At 47.5% G+C, this 14,681-nt stretch carries 14 protein-coding genes; 13 read left to right on the top strand and 1 reads right to left on the bottom strand.

From position 1 onward, the window contains the following. Nucleotides 1-218 precede the first annotated feature (218 nt). From ASG93_RS13530 to ASG93_RS13480, 11 genes are all read left to right on the top strand, one after another. Entirely contained in the window at nt 219-1,031 is an 813-nt protein-coding gene (locus ASG93_RS13530; protein ID WP_056832724.1) for an ABC transporter ATP-binding protein, read from the top strand. After that, nucleotides 1,015-1,827: an ABC transporter permease gene (locus tag ASG93_RS13525; protein ID WP_056832722.1), complete on the top strand. Its 813-nt coding sequence runs from the start codon at nt 1,015-1,017 to the stop codon at nt 1,825-1,827. The genes ASG93_RS13530 and ASG93_RS13525 overlap by 17 nt, the downstream gene beginning before the upstream one ends. Further along, complete coding sequence (locus ASG93_RS13520) at nt 1,824-2,696, top strand: ABC transporter permease (protein WP_056832720.1); 873 nt, start codon at nt 1,824-1,826, stop codon at nt 2,694-2,696. The genes ASG93_RS13525 and ASG93_RS13520 overlap by 4 nt, the downstream gene beginning before the upstream one ends. An 83-nt stretch (nt 2,697-2,779) precedes the next feature. Next, complete coding sequence (locus tag ASG93_RS13515; protein WP_235550845.1) at nt 2,780-3,853, top strand: ABC transporter substrate-binding protein; 1,074 nt, start codon at nt 2,780-2,782, stop codon at nt 3,851-3,853. Nucleotides 3,854-3,938: 85 nt separating this feature from the next. Continuing rightward, nucleotides 3,939-5,312, top strand: coding sequence for an aspartate aminotransferase family protein (locus ASG93_RS13510; protein ID WP_056832718.1), 1,374 nt, complete (start codon nt 3,939-3,941; stop codon nt 5,310-5,312). Nucleotides 5,313-5,318: 6 nt separating this feature from the next. After that, on the top strand, nt 5,319-6,590 hold the full coding sequence (locus ASG93_RS13505) for a M20 family metallo-hydrolase (RefSeq protein ID WP_056832716.1): 1,272 nt from the start codon (nt 5,319-5,321) through the stop codon (nt 6,588-6,590). Beyond that, nucleotides 6,587-7,468: a nitrilase-related carbon-nitrogen hydrolase gene (locus tag ASG93_RS13500; RefSeq protein ID WP_056832714.1), complete on the top strand. Its 882-nt coding sequence runs from the start codon at nt 6,587-6,589 to the stop codon at nt 7,466-7,468. Before ASG93_RS13505 ends, ASG93_RS13500 begins: the two co-directional genes overlap by 4 nt. Nucleotides 7,469-7,488: 20 nt before the next feature. Then, nucleotides 7,489-8,853, top strand: coding sequence for an NAD(P)-dependent oxidoreductase (locus ASG93_RS13495; RefSeq protein ID WP_056832711.1), 1,365 nt, complete (start codon nt 7,489-7,491; stop codon nt 8,851-8,853). 32 nt (nt 8,854-8,885) lie between these two features. After that, nucleotides 8,886-10,181: an NAD-dependent dihydropyrimidine dehydrogenase subunit PreA gene (gene preA / locus ASG93_RS13490; RefSeq protein ID WP_056832709.1), complete on the top strand. Its 1,296-nt coding sequence runs from the start codon at nt 8,886-8,888 to the stop codon at nt 10,179-10,181. Nucleotides 10,182-10,183: 2 nt separating this feature from the next. Next, the gene (hydA, locus tag ASG93_RS13485) at nt 10,184-11,626 is read left to right on the top strand and encodes a dihydropyrimidinase (RefSeq protein WP_056832708.1); all 1,443 of its coding nucleotides are present in this window, start codon (nt 10,184-10,186) and stop codon (nt 11,624-11,626) included. Continuing rightward, nucleotides 11,619-11,834, top strand: a complete 216-nt coding sequence (locus ASG93_RS13480; protein WP_056832705.1) for a hypothetical protein — start codon at nt 11,619-11,621, stop codon at nt 11,832-11,834. The genes hydA and ASG93_RS13480 overlap by 8 nt, the downstream gene beginning before the upstream one ends. Here the strand turns inward: ASG93_RS13480 and ASG93_RS13475 are convergent. Continuing rightward, nucleotides 11,831-13,444 carry a PucR family transcriptional regulator gene (locus ASG93_RS13475; protein WP_056832702.1) on the bottom strand — a complete coding sequence of 538 codons (1,614 nt, stop codon included), beginning with the start codon at nt 13,442-13,444 and terminating at the stop codon, nt 11,831-11,833. The two genes, ASG93_RS13480 and ASG93_RS13475, sit on opposite strands and share 4 nt — an antisense overlap. A gap of 34 nt (nt 13,445-13,478) precedes the next feature. Between ASG93_RS13475 and ASG93_RS13470 the strand changes: the two genes are divergently transcribed. Both ASG93_RS13470 and corA read left to right on the top strand, forming a co-directional pair. Beyond that, complete coding sequence (locus tag ASG93_RS13470; protein WP_056832700.1) at nt 13,479-13,691, top strand: hypothetical protein; 213 nt, start codon at nt 13,479-13,481, stop codon at nt 13,689-13,691. Nucleotides 13,692-13,704: 13 nt separating this feature from the next. Beyond that, nucleotides 13,705-14,655: a magnesium/cobalt transporter CorA gene (gene corA / locus ASG93_RS13465; protein WP_056832698.1), complete on the top strand. Its 951-nt coding sequence runs from the start codon at nt 13,705-13,707 to the stop codon at nt 14,653-14,655. Nucleotides 14,656-14,681 lie beyond the last annotated feature (26 nt).

Genomic DNA, 14,681 nt, shown 5'->3' with positions numbered 1-14,681 from the left:
GTTTCCCCATGTATGATAAAAAATAGAGTAGGGGGATCAAGATTTATACTTGCTGCGGACTTGTTTTTATTACCTGTTTTACACTATGTCAAATGCAGCGTCTAATTTTGGGACACTTTGTATAATGTAAATCGTCATACAAGTTATATAATATAACATATACAGTAAAGATACATAACATTTACATAACGCAATAGCAAAGTATGAGGAGGGACACTATGAATTCAGATCTTTCCCAGCAGAAAGTGGAAATATCGGTAGATGGCGTCTGCATGGTGTTTGGGAAAAAAGGAAGGCAAGTGACTGTACTCCAAGACATCACGTTCGATGTAGCCCAGAATGAATTCGTATCTTTACTTGGGCCTTCAGGCTGCGGCAAATCAACGCTGCTGCGGCTGATGGCCGACCTGCTGCAGCCCTCAAGCGGGCAAATTATGATTCAAAAGGGACATCCGCGGGAAGTGCGGTTGCGCAGAAAATTCGGTATTGTGTTCCAAAATCCCACGCTGTTCGAATGGCGAACCGTACGCGAAAATGTGGAGCTTCCCCTAGAAGTAATGGGGCGTAATCGCGCCGAGTATCGAAGTATGGTCGATCAACTCCTTGAAACCGTAGGTTTGACGAAATTCAAAGATTATTACCCTTGGCAGCTAAGTGGCGGCATGCAGCAAAGAGTTGCTATTGCGCGAGCTTTATCGCTGGATCCGCCTATTTTGTTTATGGATGAACCCTTCTCGGCACTTGATGAATTCACAAAAGAGAAACTGCAATTCGAATTGCTTGAAATCAAAAGAAAGACGAACAAGACGATCGTTTTCGTCACTCATAGTATTCCGGAGGCCGTGTTTTTATCCAATCGCATCATTGTTTTATCGGCAAATCCCGGTCGAGTACACTCCGTTCACCACGTCGATTTGGGAGAGGATCGTACTTTAAAAACCCGAGAATCGGAAAGTTTCCACGCGTTGACCGCGTCCATTCGAAATTGCTTCTACGAGGAGAGTGATGCCTTTGATGATCAAATTGGATAGACAATGGCATCAAGCTGCTGTTATTGCTTGTTGGATAGCGGCATTGCTCCTCCTCTGGGAAGTGTTCGCTTGGCTGATCCATAACGTGATTCAAGTCTCCCAACCCGACTCCAAACTACCTTATTTGCATAAGGTGATAACCTCCTTACAAGACAATCTTCCCACCCTCATCAAGCAGGGTCTCACAACGTTCGGCAATGCGATGACTGGCTTCCTGGTTGGAACCATTTTCGGCACTGCCTTAGCCATTTCGATGAGCCTCTCCAAAACGATTGAACAAACACTAACTCCTTATATGGTCGCCTCTCAAATGGTGCCCATCATTGGCCTTGCGCCGATTCTCTATGGCATCTTACATGATCCGAGTCTTTCGCGGATCGTTATGGCAGGTTATGTGACATTCTTCCCTGTCACCATCAATTCTCTTCGCGGGCTGCGCAGTGTGCAGCCTGAACAGCTGGAGCTTATGCGCTCGCTAGCTGCTTCAACTTGGCATAGCTACCTGAAGCTCAAGCTGCCATCTTCGCTGCCGGGGCTGTTCGCTGGACTCAAGATCTCAGCTCCGCTGGCGATCACAGCTTCCATCATCGTTGAGCTAATGGGGGCTCCCGATGGAATTGGCGTGCTAATGGTTAGCTCGCTGTACTATGGAGCTGCACAAGTGTACATGTTCTGGTGCACGGTATTGATCTCGATTGCCATCGGCTTCACAACCTTTCTAATGCTAGTTCTCCTAGAAAGATGGCTGACACCTTGGCAGCCTGATTTCCGCGAAAGCAGGAGGGGAGGCTCATGAAGGAGGTCATTTTTAACAAAGACCAACAAGCTGCATTGACGCCGCTAGCAAGTTTAGAAGAACCAACTCGAGTGTCCACTCGAAAAGCACGAGCAGGCTACACGGCTATGTTCACTCAGCCTTTAAAGCTATTCCCGTATTTATTCGGCCTTGTATTCTTCCTGCTTTGGCAATTCAGAGGGATACACACCTTATTCAGCTTAGAACGCTATCAGCTGCCTATTCCTTCGGAAATCCTCACAGCCTTGCGCGAGAATGGCGATATCCTTCGCATTTACACGCTGTACACAAGTGTAGAAATCATCGGCGGCTTCCTTATAGGTTCGCTGCTGGGCTGGCTTGCTGCAATCGCGGCTTCCTTTCGGCCTCAGGCGGGCGCCGGTGCGATCTCGATCATGGCTTCGCTTAATGCGGTTCCGATCGTGGCGCTTGCGCCGATCATGAATAATTGGCTGGGAGATGGCGTCGCATCCAGAATGGGGATCGTCTCTGTGATGACCATGGCTACTATGGCGGTTAGCACTTACAAGGGGTTGCGTTCCATTGAGCCGTCCTACCTCGAGTTAATGACTTCGTACGCGGTAAGCACCAGACAGCTTTTTCTCAAACTAAGATTACCCAGAGCCTTACCATCGATATTCTCGGCCCTTAAAATCAACATGTCAACGAGTATCATTGGCGCGATCGTGGGGGAGTTTTTCATTGCATCTCGTGGCTTAGGCTACTTGCTTTCGGACCAAATCCGATTGGCCAATATGCCCTTAGCTTGGGCTTGTATTGTTATCGCAGCTATCCTGGGAATTGTTTTATATACGATCATTCAACTTGTAGAAAAAAGCTTGATACCGTGGTCAATTTCCAATCGCTAAATGAAAATGATTTTTTAACATTAGCATCAAGGGATGACATCATCTTTATATACATAGAAATATATAGGAGAGGGTTGGTTCGATTGAAAAAGAGAATCCTTACTGGTAAATTGGCTTTGATGTTTAGTGCGTTCATGGTTTTAGTTATCGTCTCAGCATGTGCTTCCGACAAATCAGCAACCACAACGCCAGGTGCTTCTACCGCAGCAGGTGCAACCAAGTCTTCTTCGGCAGAGCCGCTCAAAAAGGTCAAAATTCAGTTGAAATGGGTGCCGCAATCACAGTTTGCCGGAATCTATGCCGCGAAAGAGAAAGGCTTTTACAAGGATGAAGGGATCGATGTAGAAATTGTGCCGGGCGGACCGGATGTCATCATCGAGCAGCAAGTTGTGAATGGCGCTGTCGATATCGGCGTATCGAGCTTTGACTCTTTGTTAGTCAACCGTGACAACGGATTGCCTCTCGTTTCTTTGGCGCAAGTGACGCAGAAAAGTTCGTACCGTCTGTTATCCAAAAAATCGACCGGAATCGATGCGCCAGCCAAAATGAAGGACAAAAAGGTCGGGACATGGATGGGCAGCCAGCAGTTCCAAGTGCTTGCTTTTATGGAGAAGAACGGACTTGACCCGAAGAAAGACATTCAATTGGTGAAACAAGGCTTTACGATGGATCAATTCTTTGGGGATCAGCTGGATGTAGCGACAGCGACGATTTATAACGAGTACTATGTTGTGCTTGAGAGCGGTGTGAAAGAAACAGATTTGAATGTGTTTGATTTTGATAATGCCGGTGTTGCGATGCTGGAGGATACGCTCATTGCGAAGAAAGACTGGGTCGATAAGAACCATGATCTCGCAGTTAAAGCGGTGAGAGCGACTCTGAAAGGCTGGAATTATGCGATTGAGCATCAGGATGAAGTTGTCGATATCGTGATGAAAAGTGTAACGGCAGGCAGTACAACGAAACAACACCAAACGACGATGCTGAAGGAAATGGCGAAGCTTGTGAAGCCAGATGGATTTACGAATGAGCAAGTCGGTTCTTTCGTTGATGAGTCGGTGAAACGGACAGCGGACATTGCGCTTAAATATGGCTTGATTAAGAAACCAGCCGATTTGACTGCGGCTATTGATAAAACGATTTTACAGGGCAAGTGAGTATTGGAAAGGCAAGGCAAGAGGATCGTGGATGACTGTAGTCTGCGATCCTTCTTTACATCATCAGGAGAGAGGAGCTGGGCTTATGAGCGCTAACGAGGTTAGTGGTCTGCTAACGAAGGAGGATCTGCTTGAGAAAGATCGCAAATATGTGTGGCATCACATGTCAGCACATAACGAAAATCCGATGATACTTGCTTCTGGCGAGGGAAGCTGGGTTACGGATGTGGATGGGAATCGCTATTTGGATGGCATGTCCGGATTATGGTGCGTGAATGTGGGTCACGGCAGAAAAGAGATTGCGGAAGCAGCCGCTGAGCAAATGATGAAAATCGCTTATGCTACACTCGTTCAATCCCATGTGCCTGCAATTGAATTAGCGGCGAAATTGAATGAGTGGTTGGAGGGCGAATATCGAATCTTTTACTCGAATTCGGGGTCCGATGCCAATGAGGTGGCCTTCAAGATTGCTCGTCAATACCATCATCAGAACGGGAAGCCATCCAAATATAAGTTCATCTCGCGGCATCGCGCTTATCATGGGAATTCAATGGGGGCATTGGGTGCAACTGGGCAAGCACAGCGAAAGTTGAAATATGAACCGCTCGGTGTGGGCTTTCAGCATGTGCCGCCGCCGTATTGTTATCGCTGCCCATTCGGCCAGACGAAGGGGGCATGCAGTTTTCAATGCGCCAAAGCCATCGAGGATGCCATTATATGGGAGGGACCCGATTCTGTTGCTGGCGTAATCGTGGAGCCAGTGATTACGGGAGGCGGAATGATTGTTCCTCCGGACGAGTACCTGCCGATGGTGCGCAGCATTTGTGATAAGTATAATGTGCTGCTCATTGTTGATGAAGTGATTTGCGGATTCGGTCGATCCGGCGAGAGGTTCGGTCATCTGAATTATGGCGTGAGACCGGACATTGTGACGATGGCCAAAGGCTTGACCAGTGCGTACTCGCCTCTTTCTGCAACCGCTGTTTCGGCTGAATTGTATGAATCGTTCAAAGATAAAGAAGCGACCAGCCATTTAAGACACATCAATACGTTTGGAGGAAATCCAGTCTCTTGCGTTGTTGCAATAAAAAATATGGAAATTTTGGAAAAAGAAAACCTGGTTGCGCACTCTGCTCACATCGGAAACACATTTAGAGCTCAATTAGTACCGCTGCTTGACCACCCCCATGTTGGCGAGATACGCATATTCGGATCAGCGATGGGCATCGAGCTCGTAGAAGATCGAGAGTCGAAGATTCCGGCGACAGCTGAACGTGTAATGAAGATCATTGTAGGCTGCAAGCAAAAGGGTTTGCTTATAGGGAGGAACGGGGATACAGTGCCTGGATTCGCTAACATTCTCACGCTTAGTCCTCCGTTATCTTCGACTGACGAGGATGTTGCTTTTATCATCAAAACCTTGCTTGCTGTGTTTGATGCCAATCAGGAGAAAGGATGATAGGTCTTGCCTAAAGCACCTCAGATACAAATTAACGCTTCACGACTGCAACAGCGAATTCAGGAGCTCGCTCAAATCGGGAAAATTGGAGAAACGGGCGTATGCAGGCTTGCCTTGTCTAAAGAAGATCGAGAAGGCATCGAGCTAGTGAAAAGGTGGATGCAAGAAGCTGGGATGGAAGCATCAATCGATCCATTCGCCAACTTAATCGGGGTACTTAAGGGGAGTAATTCAAATGCGCCAGTTCTCATGCTAGGCTCTCATGTGGATTCGCAGCCTTATGGCGGTAGATTTGATGGTGCGATAGGTGTACTTGGTGCGATCGAAGTGGTGCAAACGCTGGTGGAGGAAGGGATAACGCCTGAATGCAATATTGAAGTTGTGGCTTTCTGCGATGAAGAGGGCTGTCGCTTCAACAAAGGGCTTTTCGGCGTTCGGGGAATGACCGGAAAGCTTGAAGAAAATGAGTTGGAGCGTACGGACAAAAATGGCATTACACGCAGGGAAGCTTTGATTCAGTTCGGGTGCGACCCGGCTGACTTCGAAAGCTACGTATATCAAGAAGACCGAATTGGTGCTTTTCTGGAGCTGCACATCGAGCAAGGGCCAGTTCTGGAGTCACTTGATGCTCCGATTGGTATCGTAAGCGGTATCTCTGGTCCATTATGGCTCACAGTGGAGATGAACGGATTCGCTGGGCACGCTGGTTCAGTGCCGATGTCTATGCGCCAAGACGCACTTCTAGGCAGCGCCAAAATTATTGTGGCGCTTAACGAGCTAGTGCGGCAGGAGCCAGGTGCACCGACCGTTGGAACAGTAGGCTCCCTTACGGTGTTTCCTGATTCCCGCAATATCATCCCAGAGAAGGTATCCTTCACCATTGACTTGCGGGACATTGATTTGCGGCGTCGCAACGCGCTGGAAGCGGAGCTGCTCAGCGTAATCGAAAATGTATCGCGCGAGCATGGTCTTACCTATACGATTCGCGAAGATACGAACAGTGAACCCCGCTACTGCGCGAATTGGATCAAGCAAAGCCTGCATCAGGAAGCAGGGGAGATGGGGTTGACCCCGCCAGAGCTGATGAGCGGACCTTTCCATGATTCGCTCACCATGTCTTATGTGTGTGACTATGGGATGATTTTCGTTCGATGCCTCGAAGGCATTAGTCACAATCCCAAAGAATATGCTAGTCCAGAGGATATCACGCTGGGCACGGAGCTTTTATACCGCACCGCACGTCGGATCGCCACGGAAAAGGAGGGCTTTCAGCCATGAGCAAAGTGAAAATTGGCCTTATACAAGCCTCGCATGATGTGCATGGAGATGAGGCTGTGGCCAAGCACAAAGAAAAAGCGATACAAAAGCATATCGCCTTGGTTCGTAAAGCGGCGCTGCAGGGCGCGCAAATCATTTCTTTGCAAGAAATTTTCTACGGCCCTTATTTCTGCGCAGAACAAACAACCAGGTGGTACGATGCCGCAGAGGAAATACCACAAGGGCCAACGACGATGCTTTTTCGGGAATTGGCGAAGGAGCTCGGGGTTGTCATCATACTGCCCATTTATGAGAGAGAAGGCATCGCTTCGTACTACAATACGGCTGCTGTGATCGATGCGGATGGTGCCTATTTGGGCAAATACCGCAAACATCACATTCCGCACGTGGCGGCAGGCGGCGGTTTTTGCGGGTTCTGGGAAAAGTATTATTTTAAACCGGGTAATCTAGGTTATCCTGTGTTCGATACAGCGTTTGCTAAGGTTGGGGTTTACATCTGTTACGATCGTCATTTCCCAGAAGGAGCAAGGGCTCTCGGGCTTGGCGGAGCGGAAATTGTATTCAATCCCTCCGCTACAGTAGCGGGGACATCGGAGTACCTCTGGAAGCTCGAACAGCCGGCTCACGCCGTGGCCAATGGGTATTATGTCGGTGCCATTAATCGGGTTGGTCTCGAAGCTCCGTGGAACATGGGAGAATTCTATGGTCAATCTTACTTGGTGGACCCGCGCGGTTCAATCGTTTCCATCGGAAGTCGAGATCAAGATGAAGTGGTCATCGGTGAAATGGACAAAGAGTTAATCCGTGAAGTCCGCAATGTTTGGCAATTTTATCGGGATCGCAGGCCTGAAACCTATGATCAAATTGTAAGCTTATAAGCGTGGGAGGGGGAGCGAAGATGAGTTCAACATTTATTTCCTTAACCGATTTGAAACGCAATTTCGCCGAGGTCAAATCCGGCATGAAGCCGAAAGAGGCGATCGAGGAATCGAACCGCTGCTTATTTTGTTATGATGCTCCTTGTATTCGTGCCTGTCCGACGGGTATTGATATCCCTTCTTTTATCAAAAAGATTGCTTCCGGCAACCTCAAAGGCTCTGCACGTACGATTATGGATGCGAATCCGGTAGGGGCCTCTTGCTCAAGGGTATGTCCAACAGAGGAGCTCTGTGAAGGAGCTTGTGTACTCAATCATTCGTCCAAGCCTATCCTGATTGGCAATTTACAGCGTTATGCGACGGATTGGGCTATCAAGAATGAACAACTATTGTTCAAGGCCGGGACAAGTAATGGGAAGTCGGTTGCTGTGATTGGGGGCGGACCTGCTGGTTTATCGGCAGCTCGGGAGCTTGCCCGCTTCGGATTCAAGGTTACGGTTTTTGAGGCGAAGGAGCAGGCTGGAGGGCTAGATACCTACGGGATCGTATCTTTCCGGCTGCCCCAGGAGATTTCGCTGTGGGAAGTCGAGCAAGTTAGGCAGTTAGGCGTGGAATTCCGCATGAGTACTCGTGTTGGCATAGATGTTAGCAGCGCAGATTTATTGGGCGATTATGATGCCGTTGTTCTGGCTGTAGGGATGTCGAAGGTTCCGATGCTGGGTATTGAAGGCGAAGCCTTGACGGGTGTGTATGATGCCATTGATTTTGTGGAATCTACGAAGATGGAACAGGAGCTGGATACAACGCTCATTGGGAAGCGGGTAGCGGTCATAGGAGCGGGGAACACAGCCATTGATGCTGCCACGTGCTCAGTGAGGCTAGGGGCTGAAAAGGTACAAATTGTTTATCGGCGTACGCAGGAAGAGATGACAGCGTACGATTTTGAATATGATTTCGCTAAGCAGGATGGCGTTGCGTTTCAATGGCTCACGGCTCCAAAACGGATCATCGGGGATGCGAATGGAAATGTCGTGGCTCTAGAATGCCTGCGGATGGAGCTTGTGGATGTGGAAGCGGGACGCAAACGTCCAGTTCCCATTGAAGGCTCAGAATTCATCATTGAGGTTGATGCCATTATTAAGGCGATTGGGCAGACGAGGCATGTTTCGCTCATTGATCAATTCGAACTTGCACATACAAGAGGAACCGTTACGGTTGATCCGTCAACAGGTCAAACGTCCAATCCCAAGGTGTATGCAGCGGGCGACGTTATTTTCGGAGAAGGTCAGGGCGAAGCGATGGTTGTATCGGCTGCTCAGCAAGGAAAGCAAACGGCTTATGCTATCTATAATCAACTGGTGAAACTTCAGAATGAGTCTGCTTAAGGTGTTTCTAAATGGATCGGGAGGGATTCAACATGGCTGATTTACGCATAAATCTGGCAGGCATAGCTTCACCTAATCCGTTCTGGTTGGCATCGGCGCCACCGACCAATACGGGCTATCAAGTTCAACGCGCTTTCGAAGCGGGTTGGGGTGGAGCGGTTTGGAAAACACTTGGTGATCCTATTATTAATACGTCTTCGCGCTTTGCAGCCATTCATTTCAACGGACAACGTGTTGCAGGCTTCAATAATATTGAACTTATTACGGACCGACCGCTCGAGATCAATCTCAAAGAGATTTATGAGACGAAGAAACGTTTTCCGAATCATGCGATAGTCGTTTCCTTGATGGTAGAACCGAACCGGGAGAAGTGGCATGAGATTGTGAAAAAGGTCGAAGCTGTCGGCGTAGACGGCTTGGAGCTGAACTTTGGCTGCCCGCACGGGATGGCTGAACGCGGCATGGGCGCTGCTTCGGGGCAGCAGCCGGATCTCGTGGAGGCGCAGACGATGTGGGTGAAGGAAGCGGCGACGACGCCGGTCATCGTGAAGCTGACGCCGAACATCACGGATATTACGAGCACCGCTAAGGCGGCGGTTCGGGGCGGAGCGGATGCGATTTCGTTGATCAATACGATCAACTCACTAGCAGGCGTGGATATCGATTCGTGGAACACGATTCCTCATGTTGGAGGCAAGGGCTCTCATGGCGGCTATTGCGGACCGGCAGTGAAACCAATTGCCCTCCACATGGTTGCTGATTGTGCGCGAAACCCAGAGGTTGGCGTACCTATTTCCGGCATTGGCGGTATTTCTAATTGGCGAGATGCCGTTGAGTTCATGCTGATGGGCGCGACAGGCGTTCAAGTATGTACGGCGGCGATGCACCATGGTTTCCGCATTGTGGAGGATATGATCGACGGCTTGAACAACTATTTGGATGAAAAAGGTCTCGCCAGTGTCACAGACTTGATCGGTAAATCCGTTCCGCGCTACTCCGATTGGGGGAATTTGGATTTGAACTATGCGGTTGTGGCACGAATTGACACAGATACCTGTATTAACTGCAACAAATGCCATATTGCCTGCGAGGATACGTCTCATCAATGCATTGATTTGTTGACCGGTGATCAGGGTCAGTCCTATTTGCAAGTACGCGAAGAAGATTGTGTAGGATGTAACTTATGCGCGATTGTTTGTCCCGTAGAAGGTGCGATTTCTATGATTGAGGTATCGGGAAGGGATGCGCCAATGACGTGGAACGAAAGGCAGGAGGCTATCGCGAAGCTGTCGGAAGGCAAAGATTCCAACAAGAAGGAGGCTGTGTAGCCATGTCCAAGCTCATTAAGAATGGAACGGTCGTGACGGCTGTTGACCAGTATCAGGCAGACGTCCTTATCGAGAACGGAATCATTACACAAATAGGTCTGAACCTCCCCAAGGAGGGGGCAGAAATTGTAGAGGCTGCAGGTCATTACGTGTTCCCAGGCGGTATTGATCCGCATACTCATCTTGACATGCCTTTTGGCGGCACGGTTACAGCCGATGATTTCGAGACAGGTACTAGAGCTGCCGCTTTCGGTGGGACGACAACCATCATCGATTTTTGTTTAACGAACAAAGGACGGCCGCTGAGTCAGTCTGTTCAAACTTGGCATCAAAAAGCCGCAGGCAAAGCCGTCATCGACTATGGATTTCATTTAATGATTGCAGAAATCAACGATGAGGTGCTGGCAGAGCTGCCGAAAATGATTCACGAAGAGGGGATCACCTCGCTCAAAGTGTTTATGGCTTATAAAAACGTGTTCCAAGCCGACGACGGCACACTGTATCGGACATTGCTCGAGGCGAAGCGGTACGGAGCTCTTGTCATGGTACACGCAGAGAACGGCGATGTGATTGAATATTTGATTAAAGAAGCGCTAGAAGCGGGGAATACAGATCCGATATACCATGCGCTAACCCGTCCTTCTCTGATTGAGGGTGAAGCGACAGGGCGTGCGGCAAAGCTTACCGCGTTGGCTGGTTCTCAGCTCTATGTTGTTCATGTGACTTGCGAAGAAGCCGTTCAGCAAATTACCGAAGCTCGGAATCAGGGCGTTGATATCTGGGGGGAAACGTGTCCGCAATACTTGATGCTGGATCAGACCTATTTGGAAAAGCCGAATTTCGAAGGGGCGAAATACGTATGGTCGCCTCCGCTGCGACCGAAGTATCATCAAGAGGCGCTCTGGATCGCCTTGAAAAATGGACAGCTCCAAACGCTCGGATCTGATCATTGTTCATTTAACTTTAATGGGCAAAAAGACCTTGGGCTAGGTGATTTTAGCAAAATACCGAATGGAGGACCCTGCATTGAGGATCGATTCTCCATCCTATATTCAGAAGGCGTAGTGAAAGGCCGTATCACATTGAATCAATTCGTAGATATCGTGTCTACGCGGATTGCGAAGCTTTTTGGCTTATTTCCTAAAAAGGGGACCATCGCTGTAGGATGCGACGCGGATATTGTTATCTTTGATCCGAGCGTTACGCGGACGATCTCAGCTGAAACCCACCATATGAATGTGGATTACAATCCATTTGAAGGCGTCGTGATCACTGGGGAGCCTGTCACTGTACTGTCTCGAGGCGAATATGTGATTCGGAATAAACAATTCGTAGGTACGGCAGGTGCCGGGAAATTCGTGAAACGAGGCACTTATCATGCAACTTGTCGTGATGAAAAGTCGAAGCAAGATGAAGCTGTCAAAGGGGGAGCCACACATGTCTGAGTATGTGCAATTTAAGCTAGAGAAGCAGAAATTGGATGACTTCGTGGCTCAGAAGTTCAAAATCGTCGGGGTGAAGGAAGATCTGGAAGGAGCGTGGCTCGATCTCGAACATCCCGGCGGTGAAACGGCGAATCTCCATCTAAAGACGGCCAATGCTAGGAAGTATTATGTGACCTTGCTCCTTAAACAAGGACAAACGCAGGCTTAAACGATCGCGCCATGCATATATTCGTATCCGTGCAGGGCGAGTTCAATGGCAATCCTCTTATCTGGATGCATGTAATCATCGCCAATTAACGCTGAAATTTTATCCAATCGATGGTAGAGAGTTTGCCGAACAACGAACAGCTCCTTAGCAGTGTCCTGTTTGGATCCGCATAGCGCTAAATAAACTTTCAATGTCTTCAGAAGCTGTCCGTTTTTCTCCCGATCGTAATGAATTAATGTTCCAACGTATTCATCGATGAATGACTCCAGCATTCCAGTTTGTTTCATTTTTAGAATCACTTTGTTCACATGCTGCTCAAGATAGAAAGGACTTGCATGATTATCGGTATCTTTCTGAATCTCAATTGTTTCTTGGGCGGTTTGATAGCTTTCCTTAACGAGAGCGGGGTCATTTAATGTTTTCCCGATGCCGAACAACGGCGAGAACAAGATTGATTCTTGATTAGCCTCTGATTTTTGAAGTCTTTGTATGGCTCTAGAGATTCGTTCTTTGCAAGGCATTGCTGGCAATTGGTCAAGTAGGATGAACACGAGTTGATCACCTACGACGGTTGGCATGAGATAGAAACCTTCACCTTCGAATAGCGCGCGTGCGATCATCTGCTTCTGTAAGAGCAGATCTTCATAGTCCTTCGAGGATTCGGCTGCTGATACGATGTTAAATAGACAGACGATGGTTTGGCCCAGCTTCATGGAGGGTTTGATGGCGTACATATAATCGCGAATTTCTTGTCCTGTATGTTTGCCGTTCAGCCAATCTGTGACCCAGAGATTCTGTTTGTACCGCGTTTTCTCCTCCATATATTTCGTACGCATCATTTCTTGTGCAATGGCCGTAGCGAACCTGTCTAAGGCAAGGATTTGAAATTCGCTAAGTTCCTGGTCGGCATATAAAAGCAGGTCTGCGAACAAATGTTCTAAGGCTAAAATAGGGCGATGGGCCAGTTTGCTTTTGGCATTAGGCAGTTGAAAGATTTCACCATAAATCCATTTCTCATAAAAGGCATCGGCCTTCGCTTTCGGCATGGCAGGGACGAACTGCGCCTCCGCGCCGAAAGGAAAGAAGGCGACTTGCGAGTGTGTTGTTTGATACAGCAGCTTTAACAGGGACTGCAATCCTTTCCCCGAGAGTAGTAACTGATTCAGTTGGGTGGAGAGTAATTCTAGGTCTGATACCATTTTGTGATGCTGATGGATGAAGTAAGTGTGTAGGTCCTGCGTGATGTCAATATATCGTACTTCTTCATGGAAAAAGATAAGTGGAAAGTTCTCTTGGGCGGCAAGCTTCTTCATCCGTTCTAGAGGGTGTTTCGTATACGTGCCGAGCTCGATACATAATCCGGAAGCACCGCTGTCGATCAACTGCTGCAAAAAGGAGAGACTAAGCTCCTCGTTGTCTTGCCAACCGATGCCTGTGCTTAGAATAAGCTCATTCCCATTGAGAAGATGGCCGACTTGGGTCACTTCCATGATATGTACCCAACGTACCTTTCGGTTCAAAGCTTCCTCGCTTGCGATGGCTTCTGCTTTGTGGAAGAGCGGTCTCTGCAAAATATCTTTCACTGTTAATTGTAAGAGTGTCTGTACCAAGCGAGTTCACCACTTTCATGTAAGGGAAGTTAACGTGACAGAGCGGAAGAGTAATTTCACCTATTATACAATGTGTCCAAAGATTTTTGGGAAAAATTCTTTCTATCGAGATTTGCATGCCAATGGCAAAGGTGGTGTGGAGTTTTATACGAAGAAAAAGATGAGGGCCGCGAGCGATTGCGGCTTTTTTGCTGTTGTGTATGGACAAGCTTTAATGGTTGATGTAGGTTTAAGAATAAGGAATTAAGGAGGAAACACAAGTGATTAGAATATTGGCTGTTAATGAAGAACAGGAGATTATCCATATCTCATCATTAGACGATCTTAAAAATGCAAATATAGACCGGTACTGGGTAGATTTCAATGCGCCTTCCAAGGAGGAGGCCTTACTCTTACAGAAGCACTTTCAATTTCATCCACTGGCTATAGAAGATTGCTATCATCATCTGCAGCGACCTAAACTAGATCATTATGAGGATACTCATTTTTTTGTCCTGCATGCTTTGCATCCTGAAACGTTAACTGCGGAAGAGGTGGACATGTTCTGGGGCACTAACTTCATAGTTACCTTTCATTATTCACCGTCTAAGGAAATTGATGAGGCATGGCATCGGATGGCCGAACAACAAAAGTTTCGTGAGAAAGGTATCGTATACACGGCTTATTTAATAATAGATAAGCTTGTAGATGAATATTTCCCTAGTCTATATCAAATCGAAGATCAGTTAGATGAAATCGAAGTAAGAGGGAAAAGTGTTCCGGTTCATATCTTAATGAATGAAATATTTGAAATAAGAGCTAAGCTATTAAAGATTAGAAAGACAATTGTTCCCATGCGGGATCTGCTTTATCGGATTATTAATACCGAAAAAATTGAAGGTCTTAATGAGCATGTAGTCTATTTTACAGACATCTACGATCATCTGCTTAAGCTCTCCGAAATTATTGACTCCAATCGAGAATTGACGGCGGATATACGAGATAGTTATGTTTCCATAAATTCCTATCGTATGAATACGATCATGAAGACGTTAACTGTGATTACGACGATTTTCATGCCTCTGACATTTATAGCAGGGATATATGGGATGAATTTTCAAAATATGCCAGAACTTACTTGGCGTTGGGGATATTTTGTTGTTCTATTTATCATGTTCGGGATTGGTTTTGGCATGTATTTGCTATTCAGAAATAAGAAGTGGTTTGATTAGTCATATTAAATATTAATGTCATTAAT

This window comes from Paenibacillus sp. Soil787 (genome assembly GCF_001429545.1).
Taxonomy (GTDB): Bacteria; Bacillota; Bacilli; order Paenibacillales; family NBRC-103111; genus Paenibacillus_E.
This window is presented reverse-complemented; position numbering and strand designations above follow the sequence as displayed.